Here is a 24,693-nt window from a genome sequence, read left to right as displayed (position 1 = left end):
CCAAATTTCAGTTAAGTTCCTTTTATGGAAGCTGAATGATAGAAAAATGGACTTTCTTGAAGCCAAACCATCCATAAAGGAGTAAAAATCAATTTATAATCCATTATCGATGTTCATGCAAGAGTAAAACACCCGCAAAATGTCTTTTATAGACATATACGTTGGAAACAAGGCGGGAAAATGGCGAAGCTTGCATCCGAAGTCACTGATAAGATGGTTGGTCAGCGTATCCAGATGCGCAGAAAAGAACTTGGTATGACTGCACAGCAATTAGCCGAGTATGCGGATATTTCCCAGCAACAACTTTCACGTTATGAAAGAGGAGCCAATAAAATTAATGTCGCACATCTTGTAAATATTGCCATAAAAATGAATACGCCAATTGGTTGGTTTTTCATTGATTGCTTTGATGAGAACTCCTCTGGTAATAACGAACAACCAGAATTTGTTCCAGTGAAAGATGTAGACCTAAAGAATAGATTTGAACAAATTTGGCCTCGTTTAACACATGAACAACGCAGGGTTCTAATCATGTTCCTAGATGAATACACATAATTAATCTATCTTTCAAGAAGCTTTTTAGACATAAATATGTCTAGGCCATGAAATCTCCTTATTTTAATTCCATAACATCTATATCATTTCGAGTTAATTGATTAATAATCACTCCTTAAAAACCAATCTAATGTAGTAAAAATAGTCATTCTTTTAATCATAGTATTCGCTGAGAGCAGCCCAAAAAGGCTGTTCTAAAGATCTACCAAACTCACCTATTTCGTTCAGTAGGTGCGAAACTTTTCACATGGAAATCTGAAATTTTCCGCCGCTGAACTTTTGTTTTGAAACCCAGAAATTCCGAAACTTTTCGGCGTTTGAAACTTTCGAAACTTCCCGAACTTTCGAACATCTCGAAAACTCCGATCATTAAAAACCATTAAATTCAATATGTTATAAGAGTTTCGCTCATTCAATCTGCTAAACTGTAAATCGTAGAGGTATCAATCCGATGCGCTTTTTTTGTGGATTCAAACGATGCCGAATAAACGTCTAATCAAGGTTAAAACTGTTCTGGAACTATGCGCAATTTCTCGTGCAACGCTCTACCGACTAATCGAAGCAGGAGCGTTTCCTCGCCAAGTCAGCCTAACCGGAGCACGCGCAGTTGCATGGCGAGAAGAAGAGGTTTTGGAATGGATAACAAGTCGTCTGATAGTGGATTCAATGTGATCTAATCATTTCAGAGTTCAAATAGCTTTATCTGATTTCCCCTCTAATAGCACGCTATATACCACCTATCTAGAATCAATGTATTTAGGTACATTCAAAGCCACAACCCATTTATAAAGGAAATATCCTGCATGGGAACCTATATGCTTCTAAACATCAAAAATATCGAGACAAGACCTTCTATAAATGCAGGAAAGAGTTATCATAAGCATAAATTGAAGATAAGAATAGACAAAGCTACTCTTGTTAGTAGTTTCTCTAATAAGAATGAGAAAATTAAAATACACTCTGCACTCAGAAACTGTAATAAATCCCAAAACAATAAATATATCATAACTCATACAAAACTAAAGGAAGGCCATCCATATAAAAAAGCAATCAATATTTTTAGTAGAGAAAAGACAAAAAGTTTGTTACTGCATATCGACTATTCTCCTGTAAATAAAAAAACAGGAAGTATAAGATTTGATTTTAGGCCACAACATCTTAATGATAATGAATTTAAAGAACTTTTAGAATGGATGCAATCGCAATTTGGAAAAGCGATTATCAAAACCATAAGCAGATCCTGGATTACCCAAATAGATGTGGCATTAGATATTTATGATTGTAATCTGAAAGATTATTTGTGGTCATTAAAAAATGCAGGAGTATCTGAATACTTTCATCAAAAAAATGGATTGCCCGGTCTGAGGTTGGGAAGTGTAAGATCCAAAATAAGCATACTATGCTATGAAAAAATATACATCAGACGGAGGGACTTTGACTCATTAAAGTCAGAAGGTAAATATGTAGAAGTTAATAACGATTATAACCCTCTACTAAGAATTGAAGCTCGTTTTAAACCGAAGATTTTATTGCAAGATAAAAAAGATAAGGCGCTTCTACTGAAAGATATTTCATCTATGGAGAATCCATTTTTAAGATTAATTATTTATAATAATATGATGCAAGAAAATCTCATTAAAAAGAATTATCTTCAATGTAAATTGAAGACCAGTGATGTAAATGTCATCAAGAAAAAAATGAAAAAAAGATTAAAACTCTCCCGACATTCTCTCGCGGTCATTGAGCAAAGTAAAATTGATTTAATTGACCGCGATAAAATATGGGAAAAATGGGAATTATGTATTGACCGTTTCAAATACTTTAAAGTTGAATATTAATGTATTTATCTCGAACTTTTTCTGACTGATATAATCGGTTGCATACAATAAACTCAGCGATCTGTTTTGCGCGTGAATACGCTATTCATATTAAAGTTATTCCAAAGATTTAGCTTTAGATCTTTAAAAAGAAAGAAAATCTTTCGCAAGATAGTTACTATGTTATGAACATTCATTTCCATCACTAAAATACAAGCGCCCAATTGGGCGCTTGCTAATCAAGCCAAATAAGGACGATCTTTACTAGCATCAAATAAATCTAGGAAAAATGAATCCGCTATCCGGATATTAGAACCAATCTTAACATTGGTTGAGTTATTACAAAAGAAATCAAAGTGATATCTAGGATGTACTCTACCGTTCACATTTATTGGATCATCATCAAATCTGAAATACCCATGATCTAATAAAAGCAATGCCGATATTGCATCAGAATAATTGATAGCTTGCTGCATATCCCTATCAAAATTATCGCACAGGTCTACAGCAATTGCTTCATGAGAAAAAAAACCATTTTCACATGTTGTGATCACATTTCTGCATCTTGAAATGAACTCAGCATTGACTGTTAAGCCATAAGCATCATAGTTAAAAATAATATTTTCTTCAAATTCAATAACCTGAAAAGGAAGATTCATTGTAAAAAAACCGTCAGGCTTTCTTATAAGTATTCTCTTATGTGTGCCAGTAGTTATCAATAAATCAAAATCACCTGTTTCCTTATTCCGAGAACTATGGCAAGAATTCACTATTTCCGCTGTCACAAGAAGGTTTTCTAAATTTGAAAAAGCATCTCTCACTGGGCGGAACTTCTCAAAATATTCTCCGGGTATATCTTTGAATAAATACTGGCTCATCTTTTTTTATTCCTTTGATATTCTATTTCAATCAGACTTTTTATATACTCTCCATCAACATCATCCTCTTCTGAAATATACCTTTCGACTTTATCAATTATTTTCGCAATTAACAGTGGAGTCGACTTTTTATCTGAGCAATAACTCTTAACCAATTTAGATATTGAGATAGATTCATCCAAAACAATGAAGTCTTTTTGATTTATTATTTCTTGATCAGATGGCAGCCTTACATTCATGTAATTGTTATTATTCAGGAAGTCTAAGCCCTGAAGAATAGTAGGCATCGATGGATTTTCTTTGTCATTATTCAAAACCAAGTGACTCTCAAGGAAAGATCGAGCCATCATTGTATACAGCGCATTTCGGAAATTGGATTTCTTCACCAACTTCATAGCGAAGCAAATTACAAAAGGAAACTCTAAACCTTTCGCATTATTTATATTTGAAATAAATAGCTTGCCATCTTGTTTAGATTTTGTTTCATGTGAGATATTCGAATCCCAGCCAAGTTGCTGCTTAACCTTTATTTTTAAAGTCTGAATGTAATCATAAATATAACCACCTGAGTCAAGAAATATAACAGCAATATCCCCTTCTTCTAAAGATGGATTCCTAGACTTTATATCTTTTATTATTTCAATTATTTTTTCCGGTCCATTATCTGTTCCTTCTAACAGATGAAGAGTTGTGCTTTTATAATCCTTTGGAATATCCTCAAAACGTCTAAGAGGATCTCTAGATAACTCTACTCTATTATCTACTTTATGATATTTGTATCCACAGGAATCCCATTCAGCCTCTTTTAACCATCTTAGAACAGGTTCTTCATAAAGCCCCATCCCTAATGCATGGGAAAACATCAAGTTCTTGGGATCTGTACGATAGCATTTTTTAAGAACGATATCGGCTCGATTTACATTATCATTTATTGGCATGAAAATATTTTGGAAAACATCTCCTGCAACGTATAGCTTTTTAGATGTAACCATTTCACAAAGATCAATGAAGCTTTGTGGGAAGTCCTGGCTTTCGTCTATAAATACATAATCAAGCGCCTTTTTATCTGATCGCCCACTATTATTTATGTCATCGATGGCTTTCTTACATAATGAATCAAAGTCACCGTACCCAAAACCACCGAATGGTATTTCGTAAAAATGGCATATATATCTGTACATTCCAGAGAAAGGATCTTTGGTCAAACCCCAAGAGTTGAAGCAAAAAAGCTTTGTCCCCCATTCAATCTGTTTCTCAACTCGCATAAAATCGAAAAACTCAGGTATTCTAGTTCTCATTGTGGAAGCCAGAATTTTATTAAAACATGTGAAAGCAATTTTAGATTCAGAGTTTTTAGAATAGATTTCTTTTAATTTGTGCAGCAGTAACTCAGTTTTTCCTGAGCCTGCTAGCCCCTGAATAACACTCTTTTTGCCAAACCCACTTTGGAAAACAAATTTTGTTTGATCTGTATCAAATAGAATAATTTTAGATTTTATAGTATCTAACAGATTACTTGCCTCAAGATTTATTCTTGAAGTGTCATTAATACTTCCTACAATTAATGAGATTATCAGGTCAATGACCCTGCTTTCCTTAGTTTCAACTTCTAATTTACTGAAGTCCAGATCATCCACAGGAAGTGAGTCGAATAGACTCTGCCATGATTTTTTTCTTCCAATTTTTTCTCTGTATTTAAACTTTTCAGCCAGAAAAGAAACATCTTCCAGAAAATCTTCCTGATACTCTTCAAAGAGCTCAGAATCATTACCAATATTAATAAAGAAGGGTTTTATACCAGAGGAAAATACCGCTATTGCCTGATCGTAGTCATAATTGACGTCCTCATTAGACAATGGTCTGCAAAGAATGTAGGTTTGTTTTTTATGCTGCTCAGCATAATCATTGATAAGTACATCGACCCCAGAGCTTTGTGCAAGGGCTAATGCATCTTGGGAGTAAAAGCAGTAGCTGGACATAAAATTTCCTTTTAAGAGATACGTACATACACCGTATGACCAGCTTCCATTTATTAGCACAGACTGATGTTAGCAACATTAGCTATGCACAAAGCGGCCAGTCAGATTAGATTCTGACCTAACCCACAGCTAGGTCAGGTAAAATTTTAGATGATATAGTTAATGAAATTTAAAGAACCCACTAAAACGCTATATTTTTATTAAAAATTGAATGGAACAACCACATCATCATAAATATCAGAGGTGGTTTCTTTATACTCCATCCCTGTAACACTCGCCAACAACACTGGTTTTACACCTAATTTATCGGCCATCATTTCAAATGTTATACCTAACTGCTCTTTCATAACAATGATACTTTCTTTCAGTATATGAGGCTCTTCCATTTGCAGAATATCATCAAACTTCTCTTGTCGCGTTTGTCTAGTTTGGCTGAACCAGACATTAGCACTTCTATACTGTTGTGCATTAATAAAGCCTAAAAAATGAGCTCTAAATATTATTGCTTTTGCACTCACCTTCCATCTGACTTTTAATTCGTAAACTTTTTTCCAATTAATAGAGCCATCGAAATTCAAGCATGTAGGAAACTCACTAGCAAATGATTTCCTTGGGAATAAAAAGGCGCTTGCAAAAGCATCTGCTTCTCTTTCCGTTTGTTTACAGCCTGTTTCAATCCCATCATGCATTACCAAATGACCACATTCGTGAGCCAAATCGAATCTCATTCTGCAAACACTTTCCTTGGCTGTATTCCTTATTATTATTGGATATTTTCTATTTACAGATAGGGCATCAACTTTATCGGACACACCATCGAAACAAGTAACAATAGCCCCTTGGTTTTCCAACACATTAACCATATTGTCGATAGGAGCGTCTGCTGATAAATTCCATCTGAGGCGGGCTCCCTCGGCAATTTTCTCTATTATGGGGGGAGTCAGTTCAGTAATCTTTGTATTATCGATTAAGTTAAAGCCATTTTGAGGCATATCCAAATGCTCATTCAGCTCAACCACTAGCTGCTCAAGAATCGTGCTATATGCTTGCACTCGCTCTTTTACCCCCACAGGAGTCGTTTGTCTCTTCCGAAAATGGCATTGCTCCGGTTTAACATCTCCAGCCATAGGCATACCAAAAAAGCTAGGAGACACTTCAAGGTATTCTGCCAAAGCATTTCTGACATCCATTGAAGGAGCCCTTGCATCGCTTTCATACTGGTGTATGCCCTGTCTGGAAACCGACACAGCATCTCCTAGCTCTTGAAGAGTTACCCCTTTGAGTAAACGAGCCAGCCTTAATCTTTCGCCATAGAAATCTAAATACATACCTTACAGACCATTATCCTTGCCATCATTCTCTGCTTTTTTGTCTTTCTTTTTGACAGAGACTGATGCTTTTTTCGTCTCAACTGGCTGAGGCAATTCACTCATGGTAGGGCCAAAAGCAGGAACCCGCTCATCAAGAGGAATTTCCCAACACGAAATCTGTTGTCCTTCAAGGAAACCGACAAACGTCACACGCTCAACGTATCGCATTTCATCCAATTCGATAGCAAAAAACCAAAGTACAGCAGCAGCATCACCGACTTCTGGCTCAAGCCATGACATTTGTCTTAATGCTTCAATCGAAGGGATTAGCCTTCTTTCTTCGGGGCAACTGGGCTTCCCTCTATAAAGTCTTACAGGGACGGATTGAATCGAAAAGGTGAATCGTCCATCAGGTTTCACAATTCCTAACCAAGGCCAATTTTTTCCATCCTTTACCGCACGAATGATGCGTGATCTCGAACACTCATAAGCCCTCATACCAGTACCCCTGGCAGTATCACCAATCTCGTCATCATGCCGATCAATTACATCATCCCTAACATCCCTAATTAGAGATGCCAGCTGTTTCAATCGATCAGCTGTAAGTACAGAGTTAAGTTCCCAGGGTTGCATCATCAGAAAAGGTTCCTCTTTAACAAAGCAGTTACAGGGTTGAGGCAAGAAGATGTGACAAGTAAATAATCTTGCACTTTCCAATATTTGTCAAGCAATGACAAGAAAGTAAAACCACTATGAAGTTGTCAATATCGTCCCAAAACTGTTCTTCCAATAAATGCGTACTTATACGTGTACTTAAAAGTTTTAAATTAAATTAAAATACATAAAAAACATTACATTAACAGCTCACTCAACATTCAGATCCAACATCGAATAATTTTACATGATTCAATGAAACAACAATGCCCGCCTTTTTGCGGGCATTTTTTAATTCAGGTAGTTTCTTTTCTCCCACCCTCGTTGCATTATTAGCCAGCCTTTCATGAAAAGGTGATTATGGAAAAAATGCGATACTACAGAACGTTATCCCTTAATTAAACTAAGCTTATGCCTTCTCCACGCTGGAGTTAGGGCAATCTGTTTATACGTTCTGATATCGAACTAATTATTTCTTAAGCATTGGTCGCTAAACTGGTGACCTTAACCTCACATTAAGCTAAACGTATGCAATTCACCGACACTCAGACGACTCCAGCCTTTAGCTGGAAAGCCCTTGGCTGGGCCGTATTGTATTTCTGTTTCTTTTCCACAGCCTTACAGCTTGTTATCTACCTGACGGGCTATAGCGGCTCCACCGGTTTACGCGACTCCATTTTGTTTAGCCTGTTATGGCTAGTCCCAGTATTCCTGTTTCCAAAACATACCCGTATTATCGGTGCCATTATCGGTATCGTGCTGTGGGGCGCGTCGCTGGCGGCAATTAGCTATTACGTTATTTACGGACAAGAGTTCTCGCAAAGCGTTTTATTTGTGATGTTTGAAACCAACACCAATGAAGCAGGTGAGTTCTTTAGTCAGTATTTCAGCCTGAAAATCGTGTTGGTCGCACTGGTTTATACGGCAATCGCCATTGCGCTCTGGACGCGACTGCGCCCGGTCTATATCCCAACCCCATGGCGCTGGCTGGTCTCTTTCGCCTTGTTGTACGGTCTGATCCTCAATCCTCTGGTGAATGGGATTATTATCAAGGGAAAACCGGCTGGCGATGTGCTTGATGGCATTTCTACACGCCTCGCACCTGCTGCGCCATGGCAGTTCATCACCGGTTATTATCAGTACCACCATCAATTAGATAGCCTGACCCGGTTACTCAATGACAACCATGCGCTACCGCCGCTGGCGAATTTGAAAGACAGTACCGGCGATGCACCGCGCACGCTGGTTCTGGTTATCGGTGAATCAACACAGCGTGGACACATGAGCCTTTACGGTTATCCACGTGAAACTACGCCGGAACTGGATGCGCTGCATAAATCCGATCCTAACTTCACCGTTTTCAATGATGTCGTGACATCACGTCCGTATACCATCGAGATTTTGCAGCAGGCGCTGACGTTTGCTAATGAAAAGAATCCCGACCTGTATCTGACCAAACCGTCGCTGATGAATCTGATGAAACAGGCGGGCTACAAAACCTTCTGGATAACCAACCAGCAGACGATGACCTCACGCAATACCATGCTGACGGTGTTCTCTAAGCAAACCGATCAGCAGTTCTACATGAACCAGCAACGTACCCAGAGCGCACGTGAGTATGATTCGAACGTTCTGGCACCGTTTAAGCAGGTTCTGGCCGACCCAGCGCCGAAGAAATTTATTATTGTTCACCTGCTGGGGACGCATATTAACTACGAGTATCGCTATCCGGAAAACTGGAACAAATTCTCTGGCAAAACCGACACCATGCCAGCGGGTTTAACCAAGGATGAGCAGACGACTTATAACAACTATGATAACGCCAACCTCTACAACGACTTCGTTGTCTCCAGCCTGATCAAGGACTACAAGGCCACCGATCCGAACGGTTTCCTGCTGTACTTCTCAGACCATGGGGAAGAGGTGTACGACACCCCGCCGCATAAAACGCAGGGACGTAACGAGCAAGCTCCTACCCGCCATATGTACACCATTCCGTTCCTGCTGTGGACATCGGAGAAATGGCACGAGGCACACCCTCGTGATTTCTCACAGGACGTGAATCGTAAATACAGCAGCTCAGAGCTGATTCATACCTGGTCCGATTTGGCGGGATTAAGCTATGACGACTTTGACGCAACCCGCGCGCTCACCAACCCACAGTTTGTCGAATCCACCCGCTGGATTGGCAATCCGTACAACAAAAACGCGCTAACTGATTACGATAAACTGCCTTACGGCGAGCAGACCGGTAATCAGTAATCCTCTCAGGCCGCTTCAACTCGAAGCGGCTTTTTTCCCTCTCTAAAGATCTCCCTCCGGGTAAAAATTAATTATATTTTCTAATCATCAATAATAATTAAAATTGCATCAAAACCCGTAACCAACGCACATAAAACGAATCATTGAATTAGATTTTATAATCCAAACAAGTTTGCCTTAGAAAATCTCAATCGTGACAGAGCGCACAAATCGCTAACCTCCAGCCATTCATACCAGGAGCGAATATGTTACTGCACATCCTTTACCTTATCGGCATTACCGCCGAAGCTATGACCGGCGCACTGGCAGCCGGACGTCGTCGCATGGATACCTTTGGCGTGATTATTATCGCCACGGCCACCGCGTTGGGTGGAGGATCGGTACGCGATATGCTGCTTGGCCACTATCCGTTAGGTTGGGTAAAGCACCCGGAATACATCATCATCGTGGTCATTGCTGCGGTGCTGACAACGATTGTTGCTCCAGTCATGCCGCATCTGCGCCGCCTGTTTCTGGTACTGGATGCCGTAGGCCTTATCGTCTTTTCCATCATCGGCGCTCAGATTGCGTTAGATATGGGAGAGGGCCCGGTTATCGCTACTATCGCGGCGGTAATCACCGGCGTATTCGGCGGGATACTGCGCGATATGTTCTGCAAACGCATTCCGCTTGTGTTTCAAAAAGAGTTATATGCAGGCATCTCCTTTGCCGCTGCGGTGCTGTACGTCGCCATGCAGCATTATGTCAGCAACCATGATGTGGTGGTGATTTCAACGTTACTATTCGGTTTCACCGCCCGTATGCTGGCCCTGAGACTGAAACTGGGGCTGCCGGTGTTTTACTACCGCCACGAAACGCACTAACGAAAGCCCCTGACTCCCAATGACCGTAGCTGGCGGGTCAGTTCGACAATGGTGGGGTGGTGAATAAACGCAACCAGGTTGCGGGCTTTTTCTGGGCCTACGCCTGGGAGGTTTTGCCAGTGCAGCTCATCACGTGCCTCTAATTGCTTCCAGGACCCGTCGCTCAGCGCCTTCATCGCGCCAGCAGGAAGAGGCAGCCCTAGCGCTTTTAGCCAAAGCGGAAAGGGCTGTCGCCGCGCCATGTCAAAACGCTGCAAAATCTGTTGCGCCCGTGCCGCTGTTATCCCCGGAGTGTCATTGAGTTGCATGGGCGTCAGCTCCAGCCAGGAGAAGATATGGGCAAAAGAATGTGCCATGACGAGCGTCTTCCACCCCGCCTCTCCGACCCCCTCAATATTTAATACCTGCGATGCCCCCAGCCAATTAAGACGAGCCAGAAATTGCTCCCGACATTCTGGCGAGCGGTAGAAACAGGTTAGCGAATGATAACGAGGCGCTGGCGGCATCGGTTTGGCCCTATCCAGCCCTCGCCAGACCACGCTTTCCAGACGGGGGATTCCCTGCCCGGCCAGGCTCACCAATAGATGATCACCAATGGTGATGTCCAGATTCTGCCAACGCGGCACAGACCCGATGCTCACCCGCTGTACCTGTTTATCATCCAGCTGAATGGGTACCAGTTCGGCCACCACCGCAATCTTCCCGGTGCGTCCAATGGTAAAACGGATGCCGCTTACCTCAGCAACTTGCGAAACCGGTCGATACTTCCATGCCGCTACCCATGCTCCCTGCCCTGGCAGCCAATGTCTACCTTCCGGATCTTTGCCCGCACGGATGACGACCCCATCGGTCGCAAAGGGGAGTGGTGAGGTAAACCAACGCTCTCGCCAGTCGGCTACTTCTTTAACTTGCGTAATGGGATAGGAATAGCGTTCAGCAAGTTCAAAGCCAGAGGCAGACAACTGAGTCAACCGTTCACGCATTGTTGCTGGGCCGTCCGGCCAAGCCCAGACAAAGACCGACAGTTGGGATAACGAGTGGCTGTCACCCTGCCGCATCAGCATTCCTGCTACCTGGGAACGCGCATTCATGCCGCCCATTTTTTGCTGTACGTGAGCATCTGCACTTAGAAAGATCTCCCCCTGCAGAACGCTATTGGCCAGCGCACCGTCAACTTTCTGTGGCAGCGAGGGGATACGCCGGGCCTTCTGCGTCCAGTCCTCCCCGAGCAGCCCATCGCCCCGGCTGATTACCCGCTGCAAATGTCCCTGCTGATAGACCAGCGTCACTGCGACACCATCGACCTTCGGCTGTACCCATAGCTCATTTTTGCCCTGCATCCACTGTTGAACCGCCTGTGCATCGGCAAGTTTGCGTACGCCAGTGTGCGCAACGGGATGCCATATTGCCCCTTGCCGAGGAGGCAAACTGGCATTCTCCGTTGATGCGGCTCCAAAACAACGTTGCCATAGCGCCAGACGCGCCGAGAGCTGGTCATAAACGCCGTCGCTGACATCGCTCACCCCCTGACGCCAGTATGTTTCGTTCCATTTCGCGAGCTGTTCCTGTAATTGTGCGATCTCTTGCCCGGCACGTTCAGGCGACCAGACCGGGCACGTCGCCCGCGCATGTGCCACGAGAAGTAGCGCAGCAACTATCAACCATCGACTCATCATTACTCCCCTCCGATGCGGATAACCTTTTGTATCGCAGCCATATTGGTGGCACGAGGGGCAATATTTCAGTTCCCGAGCGAGCTTCAGAGGAAAAGAGTTCGTTGCAGCAATACACTGTGAATTCAGGAAAACGGTACGCAAAATGAAATAAACTGACGCAAAAAGTGTGACAAAGGCTACGTCGCGTAGCGGCGCCGTGTATAATAGGCTCGTATGTAAGTTCTCTTTCGATAATCACATACAAAAGACACTCATGGCTCAAGGCACGCTCTATATTGTTTCCGCCCCTAGTGGCGCGGGTAAATCCAGCCTGATTCAGGCTTTATTGAAAACCCAACCGCTGTACGATTCCCAGGTATCTGTTTCACATACCACGCGCGCGCCGCGTCCGGGTGAAGTGCACGGCGAACATTATTTCTTTGTGAATCACGACGAATTCCGCACGATGATTGGCGAAGAGGCATTTCTTGAACACGCTGAAGTCTTTGGTAACTACTACGGTACCTCGCGTAAAGCGATTGAGCAGGTTCTGACGACCGGCGTGGATGTCTTCCTCGATATCGACTGGCAGGGCGCGCAGCAGATCCGTAAAAGCATGCCGAGCGCACGCAGCATCTTTATTTTACCGCCGTCCAAAATTGAACTGGACCGCCGTCTGCGCGGCCGTGGTCAGGATAGCGAAGAGGTGATTGCAAAACGTATGGCTCAGGCAGTTGCAGAAATGAGCCATTACGCGGAATATGATTACCTTATCGTCAACGATGATTTTGATACCGCACTGGGCGATCTGAAAACGATCATCCGCGCTGAGCGTCTGCGCATGAGCCGCCAAAAGCAGCGACATGACGCTTTAATCAGCAAATTATTGGCAGACTGAACCCACTTTCAGTATCATGCCCCGTTATTTCTTCATCTGTGGAGCACTAAAGTATGGCACGCGTAACTGTTCAGGACGCTGTAGAGAAAATTGGTAACCGTTTTGACCTGGTACTGGTCGCCGCGCGTCGCGCTCGTCAGATGCAGGTTGGCGGAAAAGATCCGTTAGTACCGGAAGAAAACGATAAAACCACCGTTATCGCACTGCGCGAAATCGAAGAGGGTCTTATCAACAACCAGATCCTCGACGTGCGTGAGCGCCAGGAACAGCAAGAGCAGGAAGCCGCTGAATTACAAGCTGTTACCGCTATTGCTGAAGGTCGTCGTTAATTAGATTGCGGGTCGCCCTTGTATCTGTTTGAGAGCCTGAATCAGCTGATTCAACACTACCTGCCGGAAGACCAGATTAAGCGTCTTCGGCAGGCCTATCTCGTTGCACGTGACGCTCACGAGGGGCAGACACGTTCAAGCGGTGAACCCTATATCACGCACCCGGTAGCGGTAGCCTGCATTCTGGCCGAGATGAAACTCGACTACGAAACGCTGATGGCCGCCCTGCTGCATGATGTGATTGAAGATACCCCTGCCACCTACCAGGATATGGAACAGCTCTTTGGTAAGAGCGTCGCCGAACTGGTAGAAGGGGTGTCGAAACTTGATAAGCTCAAGTTCCGCGATAAGAAAGAGGCGCAGGCCGAAAACTTTCGCAAGATGATTATGGCGATGGTGCAGGATATCCGCGTCATCCTCATCAAACTTGCTGACCGCACCCACAACATGCGCACGTTGGGCTCATTACGCCCGGACAAACGTCGTCGTATCGCCCGTGAAACCCTCGAAATTTACAGCCCGCTGGCGCACCGTTTAGGTATCCACCACATCAAGACCGAGCTTGAAGAGCTAGGCTTTGAAGCGCTGTACCCTAACCGTTACCGCGTTATTAAAGAAGTGGTGAAAGCCGCGCGCGGGAACCGTAAAGAGATGATTCAAAAAATCCTCTCTGAGATCGAAGGGCGTTTGCAGGAAGCGGGAATTGCGTGCCGCGTAAGCGGTCGCGAAAAACATCTGTATTCGATTTACTGCAAAATGGTGCTCAAAGAGCAGCGTTTTCACTCGATCATGGACATCTACGCCTTCCGCGTGATCGTTCACGATCTCGACACCTGCTACCGCGTTCTGGGGCAGATGCACAGCCTGTATAAACCCCGTCCGGGTCGCGTCAAAGACTACATCGCCATCCCTAAGGCGAACGGATATCAATCCCTGCACACTTCAATGATTGGGCCGCACGGCGTGCCGGTTGAAGTCCAGATCCGTACTGAAGATATGGATCAGATGGCAGAGATGGGTGTGGCGGCGCACTGGGCCTACAAAGAACACGGCGGTGAAAGCAGCACTACCGCACAAATCCGCGCACAGCGCTGGATGCAGAGCCTGCTGGAACTGCAGCAAAGTGCCGGTAGCTCGTTTGAATTTATCGAAAGCGTTAAATCCGATCTCTTCCCGGATGAGATTTACGTTTTCACCCCGGAAGGCCGTATCGTCGAACTGCCCGCTGGCGCGACGCCGGTGGACTTTGCCTACGCCGTGCATACCGATATCGGCCATGCCTGCGTGGGTGCGCGCGTAGATCGCCAGCCTTACCCGCTGTCGCAACCGCTCTCCAGCGGCCAAACCGTTGAAATCATTACCGCACCGGGCGCACGTCCGAATGCCGCATGGCTCAATTTTGTCGTCAGCTCGAAAGCGCGCGCCAAAATTCGCCAAATGTTGAAAAACCTCAAACGCGACGACTCCGTCAGTCTGGGGCGCCGTCTGCTGAACCACGCGTTAGGCGGCAGTCGCAAACTGGCTGAGATTTCACCTGAGCATATTCAGCGTGAGATTGATCGCATGCGCCTGACTTCACTCGACGACCTGCTGGCGGAAATTGGCCTCGGCAACGCGATGAGCGTGGTGGTAGCGAAAAACCTGCAGCATGGCGAAGCCACGCCGCTGGCACCGGGAGCCTCTGGGCTTACCCATCTGCCGATTAAAGGCGCTGATGGGGTGCTGATCACCTTTGCGAAATGCTGTCGTCCAATTCCAGGCGACCCGATCATTGCTCACGTCAGCCCGGGTAAAGGGTTGGTCATCCACCATGAATCCTGCCGCAACATTCGCGGCTATCAGAAAGAACCTGAGAAGTTCATGGCGGTAGAGTGGGACAAAGAGACGGCACAGGAATTTATCACCGAGATTAAGGTCGATATGTTCAACCATCAGGGGGCCTTAGCCAACCTGACGGCAGCCATCAATACTGCGACATCCAATATTCAAAGTCTGAATACGGAAGAAAAAGACGGCCGCGTATACAGCGCCTTTATCCGTCTGACCGCTCGCGACCGCGTGCATCTGGCCAATATCATGCGCAAAATCCGCGTTATGCCAGACGTCATCAAAGTCACCCGTAACCGTAACTAGTTTTAGACACAACATCGTTCGAACTGCGTAAGGCGGCAGATGAATGAATTCTCCAGGAACGTACAGCGCTGCGTTTCTGGGGTGAGTGCAGCTAACGCCGAGGTAATTTGAAGGATGAAGTGCCAATGAATCCACAGCGTTATGCGCGAATTTGTGAGATGCTCGCCAGGCGTCAGCCTGATCTGACGGTCTGCATGGAGCAGGTCCACAAACCTCATAATGTCTCGGCGATCGTTCGCACCGCTGATGCGGTCGGCGTCCATGAAGTTCACGCCGTCTGGCCTGGCAGCCGTATGCGCACGATGGTCTCTGCAGCAGCAGGCAGCAACAGCTGGGTTCAGGTGCAAACTCACCCCACCATCAGCGATGCCGTCAGCCACCTGAAAGGCCAGGGCATGCAGATTCTAGCCACCCATCTTTCTGACAAAGCGGTCGATTTCCGCGAAATCGACTACACCCGCCCGACCTGTATTTTAATGGGCCAGGAAAAAACGGGTATTACCCAGGAAGCGTTAGATCTGGCAGACCAGGACATTATCATCCCAATGATTGGGATGGTGCAGTCGCTGAACGTCTCCGTCGCCTCCGCCCTTATCCTCTATGAAGCCCAGCGCCAGCGGCAAAACGCCGGCATGTATCACCGCGATAACAGCATGTTGCCCGATGAAGAACAGCAGCGTCTGCTGTTTGAAGGCGGTTATCCGGTGCTGGCAAACGTCGCTAAACGTAAAGGTCTCCCCTACCCTCGCGTCAACGAGCAGGGTGAGGTTGAGGCCGACACCTCATGGTGGGCCACCATGCAGGCCAAGGGGTAAGCGCTATGCAAAGCCGTCTGCTGGATGCCGTTCCGCTCAACACACTGACCGGTGTCGGTGCCGCGCAGAGCAGTCGGCTGGCAAAGATTGGTCTCCACACGGTGCAAGACCTCCTGTTGCACCTGCCGCTACGTTACGAAGACCGTACCCAGCTCTACCCTATCGGTGAACTGCTCCCCGGCGTTTACGCCAGCGTCGAAGGCGAAGTCCTGAACAGCACCATCACCTTCGGCGGCCGCCGGATGATGACCTGCCAGATAAGCGATGGCTCCGGCATCCTGACGATGCGCTTTTTCAACTTCAACGCGGCGATGAAAAATAGCCTTGCTACCGGTAAGCGCGTGCTGGCCTACGGCGAAGCCAAGCGCGGGAAGTACGGCGCAGAGATGATCCACCCGGAATACCGCGTGCAGGGCGATCTCAGCACCCCAGATTTGCAGGAGACCTTAACCCCGGTCTACCCCACCACCGAAGGCATTAAACAGGCGACGCTGCGCAAGCTCACCGACCAGGCGCTTGACCTGCTGGATACCTGCGCTATCAGCGAACTGCTGCCGCCGGAACTGGCACAGGGCATGATGAGCCTGCCGGAGGCGCTGCGCACGCTGCATCGCCCACCGCCGTCTTTGCAGCTCGTCGATTTAGAAACTGGTAAACATCCGGCACAGCAGCGCCTGATCCTTGAAGAACTTTTAGCGCATAATCTCAGCATGCTGGCACTGCGCGCTGGCGCGCAGCGCTATCACGCTCTACCGCTCAACGCTCAGGGTGAACTGAAAAAACGTTTTCTCGACTCCTTACCGTTCAAACCGACCGGTGCGCAGACGCGCGTAGTGGCGGAAATCGAACACGACATGGCGCTTGATGTGCCGATGATGCGCCTGGTGCAGGGCGATGTTGGCTCCGGTAAAACGCTTGTCGCTGCACTGGCCGCACTACGTGCCATTGCCCACGGCAAGCAGGTAGCACTGATGGCGCCTACCGAATTGCTCGCTGAGCAGCATGCCAACAACTTCCGCAGCTGGTTTGAACCGCTCGGTATTGAAGTCGGCTGGCTTGCTGGTAAGCAGAAAGGCAAAGCGCGTCAGGCGCAGCAGGACGCCATTGCCAGCGGCCAGGTACAGATGATTGTCGGTACCCACGCCATCTTCCAGGAACAGGTACAGTTTAACGGCCTGGCGCTAGTCATCATCGATGAACAGCACCGCTTCGGCGTCCACCAGCGTCTGGCGCTGTGGGAGAAAGGCCAGCAGCAGGGCTTCCACCCGCATCAGTTGATCATGACTGCCACCCCGATTCCGCGAACCCTGGCAATGACCGCCTACGCCGACCTCGATACCTCGGTGATTGACGAACTGCCGCCGGGCAGGACGCCGGTAACTACCGTCGCCATCCCGGATACCCGTCGCCCCGACATCATCACCCGCGTGCGCAACGCCTGCACCACTGAAGGCCGTCAGGCCTACTGGGTCTGTACGTTGATTGAAGAGTCTGAACTGCTGGAAGCGCAGGCGGCAGAAGCCACCTGGGAAGAGCTAAAACTGGCACTGCCGGAGCTCAACGTCGGCCTGGTTCACGGCCGCATGAAGCCCGCCGAGAAGCAGGCAGTCATGCAATCCTTCAAACAGGGCGAGCTACATCTGCTGATCGCCACTACGGTGATTGAAGTTGGTGTCGACGTCCCCAATGCCAGCCTGATGATTATCGAAAACCCAGAACGCCTGGGTCTGGCGCAGCTTCACCAGCTGCGTGGCCGCGTAGGCCGTGGCGCGGTGGCATCCCACTGCGTGCTGCTGTACAAGTCACCGCTATCGAAAACCGCGCAGCTGCGCCTGCAGGTGCTGCGCGACAGCAACGACGGCTTTGTGATTGCGCAAAAAGATCTCGAGATTCGCGGCCCGGGTGAACTACTTGGCACCCGTCAGACCGGTAACGCCGAATTTAAAGTGGCGGATTTACTGCGCGATCAGGCCATGATCCCCGAAGTACAGCGCCTGGCCCGTCATATTCACGAACGTTATCCGCAGCAGGCCAATGCCCTTATTGAACGTTGGATGCCGGAAACCGAACGCTATTCCAACGCGTAGCGATACCCGCAGCCCGCGTAGGGCTGTGCTAAACTTCGCACAATTTTACTTCCTGGACGAGTTTGTAATGAGACGAGAACTGGCTATCGAATTTTCGCGCGTCACCGAAGCGGCGGCGCTGGCAGGCTACAAATGGCTGGGTCGCGGCGACAAAAATACCGCGGACGGCGCAGCGGTCAACGCCATGCGTATTATGCTCAACAAGGTCAACATTGACGGCACCATCGTCATTGGCGAAGGCGAAATCGATGAAGCGCCTATGCTTTACATCGGTGAATCTGTCGGTACCGGCAACGGCGACGCGGTAGATATCGCGGTCGATCCTATCGAAGGTACCCGCATGACCGCCATGGGTCAGGCCAACGCCCTGGCCGTACTCGCCGTCGGCGACAAAGGCTGCTTCCTGAACGCACCTGACATGTACATGGAAAAGCTGATTGTCGGGCCGGGCGCGAAAGGCACCATCGACCTGAACAAACCGCTGGAAGAGAACCTGCGTAACATCGCCCGTGCGCTGGACAAGCCGCTGAGCGAACTGACGGTCACGATTCTGGCCAAGCCGCGCCACGACGACGTGATTGTTGAGCTGCAAAAACTGGGCGTGCGCGTGTTTGCTATCCCTGACGGAGACGTGGCGGCCTCGATTCTGACCTGCATGCCGGACAGCGAAGTCGACGTGATGTACGGTATCGGTGGCGCGCCAGAGGGCGTGGTTTCGGCCGCCGTCATTCGCGCGCTCGATGGTGACATGCACGGTCGTCTGCTGGCACGTCACCACGTTAAAGGCGACAGCGAAGAGAACCGTCGTATCGGGGAAAACGAGCTGGAACGCTGCAAAGCGATGGGTATTGAAGCCGGCGTAGTCCTGACGCTGGACGATATGGCGCGCAGCGATAATGTGATTTTCTCCGCCACCGGTATCACCAAAGGCGACCTGCTGGACGGCATCACCCGCAAGGGCAATATCGCGACCACCGAGACGCTGCTCATCCGCGGCAAATCACGCACTATCCGCCGCATCCAGTCGATTCACTACCTGGATCGCAAAGACACTGAAATCCAGCGCCACATTCTGTAATTCATTTGATCAATCGAGCTTTCCAGCCTTTTCGGGCTGGAAATCTTCCCTCGTCGCGGTAAAGATAAGGTAATACGATTGAGAGCCTATCCCAGTAGGCGTAACTGGCGCAGTCGGTTTGGACACGGACAGCGCGGAAAAACCGGAGCGTACACGGAGTACGTGAGGATTTTGAGCACTGCCCAGGGCCAAAGTGACAAGTAAAATAGCCTAATGGGATAGGCTCTAAGAGGAGAAATGCCATGCCAGACTGGATTACAGGCAAAGTTGTAAAGGTACATAACTGGACTGACGCGTTGTTCAGCCTCACCGTTCACGCACCGGTTCAGCCCTTTACCGCCGGGCAGTTTGCCAAGCTGGCGCTGGATATCGACGGCGAACGCGTCCAACGCGCCTATTCCTACGTTAACGCTCCCAGCAACCCCGATCTCGAGTTCTACCTGGTCACCGTTCCGGATGGCAAACTCAGCCCACGACTGGCAGCGCTAAAGCCGGGTGATGAGGTGCTGATCGTCAGCGAAGCGGCTGGTTTCTTTGTGCTGGAAGAGATTCCCGATTGCGACACCCTGTGGATGCTGGCTACCGGTACCGCGATAGGCCCGTATTTATCGATACTGGAAGAAGGCAAAGATCTCGACCGCTTCAACAATCTGGTGCTGGTTCATGCCGCGCGTTATGCCGCCGACTTAAGCTATCTGCCACAGATGCGCGCCCTTGAGGAGCGCTATGCCGGTAAACTGCGGATTCAAACCGTCGTCAGCCGTGAAAGCGCGCCGGGGATGTTAACCGGGCGAGTTCCCGCGTTGATTGAAAGCGGTGCGCTGGAAGCCGCGGTGGGTTTACCGATGAATGCCGAAACCAGCCATATTATGCTGTGTGGCAATCCGCAGATGGTGCGCAATACCCAGCAACTGCTGAAAGAGACCCGACAGATGACCAAACATTTGCGTCGTCGGCCGGGCCATATGACCGCCGAACACTACTGGTGATCGGCGCGGTACTTCACGGGCAGGGTATCTTTACCGTATTTATTTTCGCCCTGAGTACCCACAAACGCACCCAAATCGATAAGCATCATCACGATAATCAGCGTTGGGATAAAACGCCCAACGCCCCACTGCCAGACGCTCGGCAACATTGCCCAGTTGCCGGCCAGTAACATCCACGCCAGCACCATCAGCAGCGCCCAGAGGCCAGACTTTCCACGATCGTGCAGGCGTTTAATCGTCACCGCCGCCGTTGGCCACAACAGGCACACCAGCATAAATGCCGCCGTCTGCAGGTCAATAAGACCGCCGCCCGCGAGGCTAAACAGCGCCACCATCGTGACTGCCCAGATGACAATCCAGATCCAAAAATCACGGCGTCCAATGCGCCCTTTAATAGAAAACAACCACTGCTGTAAAGTCATGCACCGTTTCCTTTTCTCTTCGTGCGCGTAGTTTACCCTGAAGCGGGCACATTTTGACAAGCGCGTCGGTTCCCGTTTTAATCGTCATCTGCAAAGAGGAGAACGATTGGCATGAAAAAATGGATAACGCTATGTCTGGTTGGGCTCGTCACGCTCTGTACCGGTCAGGCTGTGCTGTCGGCGGAAACGTCCACGGCCGTTGCCCCGTATCTGCTGACGGGCGCTCCGGCATTTGATCTCTCTATCAGCCAGTTTCGGGAAAAATTCAATACCGACAACCCTACCCTACCGCTTGGCGAGTTCCGCTCGATAACTTCAAGCCGCGACCAGCTGACGATTACCCGCGCCGCCAGCAAAATTAATGAAAATTTATACGCCTCCGCCGCGCTTGAACGCGGTACGTTGAAAATCAAATCGATCCAGATAACCTGGTTGCCGATTCAAGGGCCGGAGCAAAAAGCGGCGAAGCTTAAAGCGCAGGAATATATGAGTGCCTTAATGCGCGCGGTGCTTCCGACGCTGACGAAACCGCAGAGCCTGCAAAAATTGCAAAAGCTACTGACCCAAGGCAAAGGCAAACACTACTTCGCCAGCACCGAAGGTGCGGTTCGCTATGTTGTCGCAGATAATGGCGAAAAGGGGCTGACCTTCGCCGTTGAACCGATTAAGCTGGCGTTATCTCAAAATCTTGAGGGGCAGAATAAATGATAAAAAGCAAAGCCTTCATGCCTTTCAATCTCTATACTGTTTCACAGACCATGCTGCCCTGACGGGCGGCCATATTCCTTAATTCGCTGACAAGCGTGGAGAATCGAAATGCGACATCCTTTAGTGATGGGTAACTGGAAACTGAACGGCAGCCGCCACATGGTAAACGAGCTGGTTGCTAATCTGCGTACCGAGCTGGCTGGTGTTTCTGGCTGTGGCGTAGCTATCGCTCCGCCAGAAATGTACATCGATCTGGCTAAACACGCGGCTGCTGGCAGCCACATCCACCTGGGCGCGCAGAACGTTGACCTGAACCTGTCTGGCGCATTCACCGGCGAAACCTCCGCTGAAATGCTCAAAGATGTTGGCGCAACCTACATCATCATCGGCCACTCCGAGCGTCGTACTTATCACAAAGAATCTGACGAGCTGATCGCGAAGAAATTTGCTGTGCTGAAAGAACAGGGTCTGATCCCAGTTCTGTGCATCGGTGAAACCGAAGCAGAAAACGAAGCGGGCAAAACTGAAGAAGTTTGCGCACGTCAGATTGATGCTGTTCTGAAAACTCAGGGCGCAGCGGCGTTCGAAGGCGTAGTTATCGCTTACGAACCAGTATGGGCTATCGGTACCGGCAAATCTGCAACCCCAGCTCAGGCTCAGGCGGTTCACAAATTCATCCGTGACCACATCGCTAAAGCTGACGCGAAAATCGCTCAACAGGTCATCATCCAGTACGGCGGTTCCGTAAACGCATCCAATGCGGCTGAACTGTTCACCCAGCCGGACATCGATGGCGCGCTGGTTGGCGGTGCATCGCTGAAAGCTGACGCTTTCGCGGTGATCGTTAAAGCAGCAGAAGCAGCAAAAAACGCATAATGCGATAAACCCGGTCATCGCGCCGGGTTTGTGTCGGATGATGGCGTAAACGCCTTATCCGACCTACCCGTCATGTATGTGACGTCTACATAAACCGGCCCTCTGGCCGGTTTATTCTTTTTGTAGGCCGGATAAGCGCAGCGCCATCCGGTAAGTTCTCAGAGTTTCCCCAGCACCTGATACCACGCGTAGTCCAACGGCAACAGCAACAGATAACTCACCGCCGCCAGCGCCAGACACAACAGCATCCCCGCTCGCGCAGGCACCTTGCCCAGCGCCATCGCCACCACAATTGGCGACGCCTGATATGGCAGCAATGGCGTGGAATATCCCAGCACCTGAATCATAATCACGCTCAGCAGCGGGAAACCGGTGGCGTCCGAGAAGCTCTGCGCAAAGGTGGTATACAGCGCCGGAACGCCGTTGGCGGTCATAATAAAGTTCAGCGCACTGGTGATGCCGGTCAGCGCAAGGAAACTGGTAAACGGCGCATCTTCACTGAGCGGCATAATATGCAATAGCGCATTGCCCACCACCGCGCCAATACCGGTCTGGGTCACGGTGATAGCCAGCCCCAGAATACCGGCAACGTAGATACAGGTGCGGATATTCACCCCGCTGGCAAACTCTTCGCCGTTGATAAACCCGATGCGCGGCAGCAATGTCACCACAGCGGCCACCAGCCCAGTCCAGGCAGGCCCAATGCCGTGCAGACTCTCGCTCACCCACAGACTCAGCACGACTGCCAATAGCCATGCCAGACGCTTTTCATCGCCGCTCATCGGCGGCAGCGGCTCCAGTTCGCGCGGCGGATGTGGTTTGCCGGGGAATAACCAGCAAATCAGGCCTATCAGCGCCGCGCCTTTGAGCCACCCCAGCACCGGCGTATGCAGCAGCAGATATGGAACATAATTCAGGTGAATGCCATAAGCCCCTTCCGCCGCCCCGCTCATCACCAGGTTTGGGACGTTGGCAGGCAAAATGGTCGCGGAAAGCTGGAAGGTACCAAACCCCACCGCCAGCGCCAGGCCGTACCACGCGCGGGTGCCATCCTCAATACCGGCGCGTTTCGCCATCGCCGCCACGATAGGCATAAGCAGCGCAATACGTCCCATATTCGAGGGCATGACGAACGCCAGCGCATAGCTCAGCAACACCACGCTACCGACCATCAGCGGCCAGGAGTCGGTGAGCCGCGACGAGAGTGCCCGCGCGGCGCGGTCGGCAAGCCCGGTTTTACGGATAGCAATACCCAGCACAAATCCACTGAATACCAGCCAAAAAGCTGACGAGGCAAAGCCACCGAAAATCACATCCGGCGGGGCAATTTTGGCCGTCATCGCCGCCGCAAAGAACAGCAACGCGGTGATGAACTCCGGCAACAGCGAAGTTGCCCACAGCACGATGGTTACGCCAACAATAATAGAGGGGAGGAACAGAGGGTGAGAAAACCAGAGCGACATACCTGTCTCCTGTCGTTTTTTTCAGCAAGAATACGACGACAAGAGTGACAGGTAAACGCCAGATTAGGTGGGGTTATTGCAGGATTTCGCACTGATGATCCTGAATTTCCTCCGCAGAGGCGCGGTTCAGAGTCAGCAGATTGCGCTCCGTTGCCAACAGCACCAAAGAGCCGTCGCTTTGTTGCGCCAGCGCCAGAGCAAAGTGCCCCATATGGTCACGTGCCTCCGGTACTTCTTCCGCCAGCATCAGGAACGGGCTGCGTTTCGCCAGCTCGTTTTCGGTCACTCGGCGCGCCAGATACTCATGGCCCAACAAGCCTCCCGGCAGCGGAAGCCAGCGACTGCTGATTGCCGCCATATCGCCGTCAAGCTGGGCGCGAACGTCTTTGCGCAGACAGGAAATATGGATATGAAAATGGTTTTGCGTACGCCCGGTACGGGAGTTGATGGTCAGTGAAACCGCATTGTCCGGGACTTCCGATCCTCGTTTATCGCTCATAATGGCGCGCCTTTGCCACGCCTGCCAAAAGAAGTTCGGCGTCAGCGGGTCAAGCAGCAGCGGGCTTTCGGTCCCATTAATACGGTAGGTCGGCATCAGCAGGTATTGCAGCGGGCCGTTGCGATCTTTGAACAGCACGTAGCCGCCTTTTGGGTTGACGTCGACGCACGGTTGAGGCGTCCGGTGCTGTTCCTGATTTGGCACACACTGCTGCAGCACAATCTGGCGCAACGCGTCCGGGTTGCCTGAATTCAGCCAGTACCAGCCACCAGCGGCTATAACAATCAGCACCACCAGTAGCGCCGCCAGCAGGTATTTTAACCTTGTCATTATGTCTCCCCATCTCAAACCGAGGGGAAAGAGTAACGTACTTTGATGACCAAAAGAAAACGCCCGGCGGGTTTGCCGGGCGTTTGGGGAAAA

The 24,693-nt window shown here is 49.1% G+C and carries 22 protein-coding genes; 14 read left to right on the top strand and 8 right to left on the bottom strand.

All coding sequences use genetic code 11. The annotated features are described in order from the left end of the window. The first annotated feature begins 180 nt into the window (after positions 1 to 180). The 3 genes from ABOC97_RS06980 (at position 181) to ABOC97_RS06970 (ending at position 2,393) form a co-directional block, all read left to right on the top strand. Positions 181 to 555, top strand: coding sequence for a helix-turn-helix domain-containing protein (locus ABOC97_RS06980; protein ID WP_048983040.1), 375 nt, complete (start codon positions 181 to 183; stop codon positions 553 to 555). Positions 556 to 1,032: 477 nt separating this feature from the next. After that, complete coding sequence (locus tag ABOC97_RS06975; RefSeq protein WP_033147047.1) at positions 1,033 to 1,227, top strand: helix-turn-helix transcriptional regulator; 195 nt, start codon at positions 1,033 to 1,035, stop codon at positions 1,225 to 1,227. 131 nt (positions 1,228 to 1,358) lie between these two features. Next, positions 1,359 to 2,393: a hypothetical protein gene (locus tag ABOC97_RS06970; RefSeq protein ID WP_063624080.1), complete on the top strand. Its 1,035-nt coding sequence runs from the start codon at positions 1,359 to 1,361 to the stop codon at positions 2,391 to 2,393. Positions 2,394 to 2,611: 218 nt separating this feature from the next. Here the strand turns inward: ABOC97_RS06970 and ABOC97_RS06965 are convergent, their stop codons facing one another. From ABOC97_RS06965 to ABOC97_RS06950, 4 genes are all read right to left on the bottom strand, one after another. Continuing rightward, positions 2,612 to 3,250: a hypothetical protein gene (locus tag ABOC97_RS06965; protein ID WP_028017849.1), complete on the bottom strand. Its 639-nt coding sequence runs from the start codon at positions 3,248 to 3,250 to the stop codon at positions 2,612 to 2,614. Next, on the bottom strand, positions 3,247 to 5,229 hold the full coding sequence (locus ABOC97_RS06960; RefSeq protein WP_028017848.1) for a DEAD/DEAH box helicase: 1,983 nt from the start codon (positions 5,227 to 5,229) through the stop codon (positions 3,247 to 3,249). The genes ABOC97_RS06965 and ABOC97_RS06960 overlap by 4 nt, the downstream gene beginning before the upstream one ends. A 200-nt stretch (positions 5,230 to 5,429) precedes the next feature. Beyond that, complete coding sequence (locus ABOC97_RS06955; protein ID WP_048983043.1) at positions 5,430 to 6,557, bottom strand: helix-turn-helix domain-containing protein; 1,128 nt, start codon at positions 6,555 to 6,557, stop codon at positions 5,430 to 5,432. A 3-nt stretch (positions 6,558 to 6,560) separates the two neighbouring features. Then, positions 6,561 to 7,175, bottom strand: a complete 615-nt coding sequence (locus ABOC97_RS06950) for a hypothetical protein (protein WP_028017846.1) — start codon at positions 7,173 to 7,175, stop codon at positions 6,561 to 6,563. A 546-nt stretch (positions 7,176 to 7,721) separates the two neighbouring features. On the opposite strand from ABOC97_RS06950, the gene ABOC97_RS06945 reads away from it, so the two are divergent. Together ABOC97_RS06945 and ABOC97_RS06940 are read left to right on the top strand one after the other, a co-directional pair. Further along, positions 7,722 to 9,455: a phosphoethanolamine transferase CptA gene (locus tag ABOC97_RS06945; RefSeq protein ID WP_349595602.1), complete on the top strand. Its 1,734-nt coding sequence runs from the start codon at positions 7,722 to 7,724 to the stop codon at positions 9,453 to 9,455. A 245-nt stretch (positions 9,456 to 9,700) separates the two neighbouring features. Then, positions 9,701 to 10,318 (top strand): trimeric intracellular cation channel family protein, encoded by a 618-nt coding sequence (locus ABOC97_RS06940; RefSeq protein WP_349595599.1) that lies wholly within the window; start codon positions 9,701 to 9,703, stop codon positions 10,316 to 10,318. Here ABOC97_RS06940 and ligB read toward each other — a convergent pair. Then, positions 10,315 to 11,991: an NAD-dependent DNA ligase LigB gene (gene ligB / locus ABOC97_RS06935; protein ID WP_349596049.1), complete on the bottom strand. Its 1,677-nt coding sequence runs from the start codon at positions 11,989 to 11,991 to the stop codon at positions 10,315 to 10,317. The two genes, ABOC97_RS06940 and ligB, sit on opposite strands and share 4 nt — an antisense overlap. Before the next feature lie 256 nt (positions 11,992 to 12,247). On the opposite strand from ligB, the gene gmk reads away from it, so the two are divergent. From gmk to fpr, 7 genes are all read left to right on the top strand, one after another. Beyond that, positions 12,248 to 12,871 carry a guanylate kinase gene (gene gmk / locus ABOC97_RS06930; protein WP_234501748.1) on the top strand — a complete coding sequence of 208 codons (624 nt, stop codon included), beginning with the start codon at positions 12,248 to 12,250 and terminating at the stop codon, positions 12,869 to 12,871. Positions 12,872 to 12,924: 53 nt separating this feature from the next. After that, positions 12,925 to 13,200 (top strand): DNA-directed RNA polymerase subunit omega, encoded by a 276-nt coding sequence (gene rpoZ, locus ABOC97_RS06925; protein ID WP_000135058.1) that lies wholly within the window; start codon positions 12,925 to 12,927, stop codon positions 13,198 to 13,200. 18 nt (positions 13,201 to 13,218) lie between these two features. Then, positions 13,219 to 15,333, top strand: coding sequence for a bifunctional GTP diphosphokinase/guanosine-3',5'-bis pyrophosphate 3'-pyrophosphohydrolase (gene spoT / locus ABOC97_RS06920; protein ID WP_349595595.1), 2,115 nt, complete (start codon positions 13,219 to 13,221; stop codon positions 15,331 to 15,333). 125 nt (positions 15,334 to 15,458) lie between these two features. Next, positions 15,459 to 16,148: a tRNA (guanosine(18)-2'-O)-methyltransferase TrmH gene (gene trmH, locus ABOC97_RS06915; RefSeq protein WP_349595592.1), complete on the top strand. Its 690-nt coding sequence runs from the start codon at positions 15,459 to 15,461 to the stop codon at positions 16,146 to 16,148. Between the two features lie 5 nt (positions 16,149 to 16,153). Next, positions 16,154 to 18,235, top strand: a complete 2,082-nt coding sequence (gene recG / locus ABOC97_RS06910; protein ID WP_349595589.1) for an ATP-dependent DNA helicase RecG — start codon at positions 16,154 to 16,156, stop codon at positions 18,233 to 18,235. 67 nt (positions 18,236 to 18,302) lie between these two features. Continuing rightward, positions 18,303 to 19,313, top strand: a complete 1,011-nt coding sequence (gene glpX, locus ABOC97_RS06905; RefSeq protein ID WP_349595587.1) for a class II fructose-bisphosphatase — start codon at positions 18,303 to 18,305, stop codon at positions 19,311 to 19,313. Positions 19,314 to 19,555: 242 nt separating this feature from the next. Further along, positions 19,556 to 20,302 (top strand): ferredoxin--NADP(+) reductase, encoded by a 747-nt coding sequence (gene fpr, locus ABOC97_RS06900; protein WP_349595584.1) that lies wholly within the window; start codon positions 19,556 to 19,558, stop codon positions 20,300 to 20,302. Here the strand turns inward: fpr and ABOC97_RS06895 are convergent. Next, positions 20,293 to 20,724 carry a DUF805 domain-containing protein gene (locus ABOC97_RS06895; protein WP_349595581.1) on the bottom strand — a complete coding sequence of 144 codons (432 nt, stop codon included), beginning with the start codon at positions 20,722 to 20,724 and terminating at the stop codon, positions 20,293 to 20,295. The genes fpr and ABOC97_RS06895 overlap by 10 nt on opposite strands. Positions 20,725 to 20,835: 111 nt before the next feature. On the opposite strand from ABOC97_RS06895, the gene ABOC97_RS06890 reads away from it, so the two are divergent. Together ABOC97_RS06890 and tpiA are read left to right on the top strand one after the other, a co-directional pair. Then, complete coding sequence (locus ABOC97_RS06890; RefSeq protein WP_349595578.1) at positions 20,836 to 21,432, top strand: DUF1454 family protein; 597 nt, start codon at positions 20,836 to 20,838, stop codon at positions 21,430 to 21,432. Between the two features lie 108 nt (positions 21,433 to 21,540). After that, positions 21,541 to 22,308, top strand: coding sequence for a triose-phosphate isomerase (tpiA, locus tag ABOC97_RS06885; protein WP_234503772.1), 768 nt, complete (start codon positions 21,541 to 21,543; stop codon positions 22,306 to 22,308). Between the two features lie 158 nt (positions 22,309 to 22,466). On the opposite strand, the gene ABOC97_RS06880 is transcribed toward tpiA, so the two are convergent. Both ABOC97_RS06880 and ABOC97_RS06875 read right to left on the bottom strand, forming a co-directional pair. Further along, positions 22,467 to 23,771: an SLC13 family permease gene (locus ABOC97_RS06880; protein WP_349595574.1), complete on the bottom strand. Its 1,305-nt coding sequence runs from the start codon at positions 23,769 to 23,771 to the stop codon at positions 22,467 to 22,469. A 73-nt stretch (positions 23,772 to 23,844) separates the two neighbouring features. Then, positions 23,845 to 24,600 (bottom strand): CDP-diacylglycerol diphosphatase, encoded by a 756-nt coding sequence (locus ABOC97_RS06875; protein WP_349595571.1) that lies wholly within the window; start codon positions 24,598 to 24,600, stop codon positions 23,845 to 23,847. Positions 24,601 to 24,693: the final 93 nt, after the last annotated feature.

Source organism: Kluyvera huaxiensis, from assembly GCF_040149365.1.
Classification (GTDB): Bacteria; Pseudomonadota; Gammaproteobacteria; order Enterobacterales; family Enterobacteriaceae; genus Kluyvera; species Kluyvera intermedia_A.
The sequence above is the reverse complement of the archived record's forward strand: the minus strand, read 5'-3'. Positions and strand labels throughout refer to the sequence as shown.

Coding starts and splice junctions, on each gene's coding strand:
- rpoZ (WP_000135058.1), top strand. CDS start 12,925: ATGGCACGCGTAACTGTTCAGGACGCTGTAGAGAAAATTGGTAACCGT.
- tpiA (WP_234503772.1), top strand. CDS start 21,541: ATGCGACATCCTTTAGTGATGGGTAACTGGAAACTGAACGGCAGCCGC.
- trmH (WP_349595592.1), top strand. CDS start 15,459: ATGAATCCACAGCGTTATGCGCGAATTTGTGAGATGCTCGCCAGGCGT.
- ABOC97_RS06955 (WP_048983043.1), bottom strand. CDS start 6,557: ATGTATTTAGATTTCTATGGCGAAAGATTAAGGCTGGCTCGTTTACTC.
- ABOC97_RS06880 (WP_349595574.1), bottom strand. CDS start 23,771: ATGTCGCTCTGGTTTTCTCACCCTCTGTTCCTCCCCTCTATTATTGTT.
- ABOC97_RS06945 (WP_349595602.1), top strand. CDS start 7,722: ATGCAATTCACCGACACTCAGACGACTCCAGCCTTTAGCTGGAAAGCC.
- ABOC97_RS06970 (WP_063624080.1), top strand. CDS start 1,359: ATGGGAACCTATATGCTTCTAAACATCAAAAATATCGAGACAAGACCT.
- gmk (WP_234501748.1), top strand. CDS start 12,248: ATGGCTCAAGGCACGCTCTATATTGTTTCCGCCCCTAGTGGCGCGGGT.
- ABOC97_RS06965 (WP_028017849.1), bottom strand. CDS start 3,250: ATGAGCCAGTATTTATTCAAAGATATACCCGGAGAATATTTTGAGAAG.
- recG (WP_349595589.1), top strand. CDS start 16,154: ATGCAAAGCCGTCTGCTGGATGCCGTTCCGCTCAACACACTGACCGGT.
- fpr (WP_349595584.1), top strand. CDS start 19,556: ATGCCAGACTGGATTACAGGCAAAGTTGTAAAGGTACATAACTGGACT.
- ABOC97_RS06890 (WP_349595578.1), top strand. CDS start 20,836: ATGAAAAAATGGATAACGCTATGTCTGGTTGGGCTCGTCACGCTCTGT.
- ABOC97_RS06940 (WP_349595599.1), top strand. CDS start 9,701: ATGTTACTGCACATCCTTTACCTTATCGGCATTACCGCCGAAGCTATG.
- ABOC97_RS06895 (WP_349595581.1), bottom strand. CDS start 20,724: ATGACTTTACAGCAGTGGTTGTTTTCTATTAAAGGGCGCATTGGACGC.
- ABOC97_RS06950 (WP_028017846.1), bottom strand. CDS start 7,175: ATGATGCAACCCTGGGAACTTAACTCTGTACTTACAGCTGATCGATTG.
- ABOC97_RS06980 (WP_048983040.1), top strand. CDS start 181: ATGGCGAAGCTTGCATCCGAAGTCACTGATAAGATGGTTGGTCAGCGT.
- ABOC97_RS06975 (WP_033147047.1), top strand. CDS start 1,033: ATGCCGAATAAACGTCTAATCAAGGTTAAAACTGTTCTGGAACTATGC.
- ABOC97_RS06875 (WP_349595571.1), bottom strand. CDS start 24,600: ATGACAAGGTTAAAATACCTGCTGGCGGCGCTACTGGTGGTGCTGATT.
- glpX (WP_349595587.1), top strand. CDS start 18,303: ATGAGACGAGAACTGGCTATCGAATTTTCGCGCGTCACCGAAGCGGCG.
- ligB (WP_349596049.1), bottom strand. CDS start 11,991: ATGAGTCGATGGTTGATAGTTGCTGCGCTACTTCTCGTGGCACATGCG.
- ABOC97_RS06960 (WP_028017848.1), bottom strand. CDS start 5,229: ATGTCCAGCTACTGCTTTTACTCCCAAGATGCATTAGCCCTTGCACAA.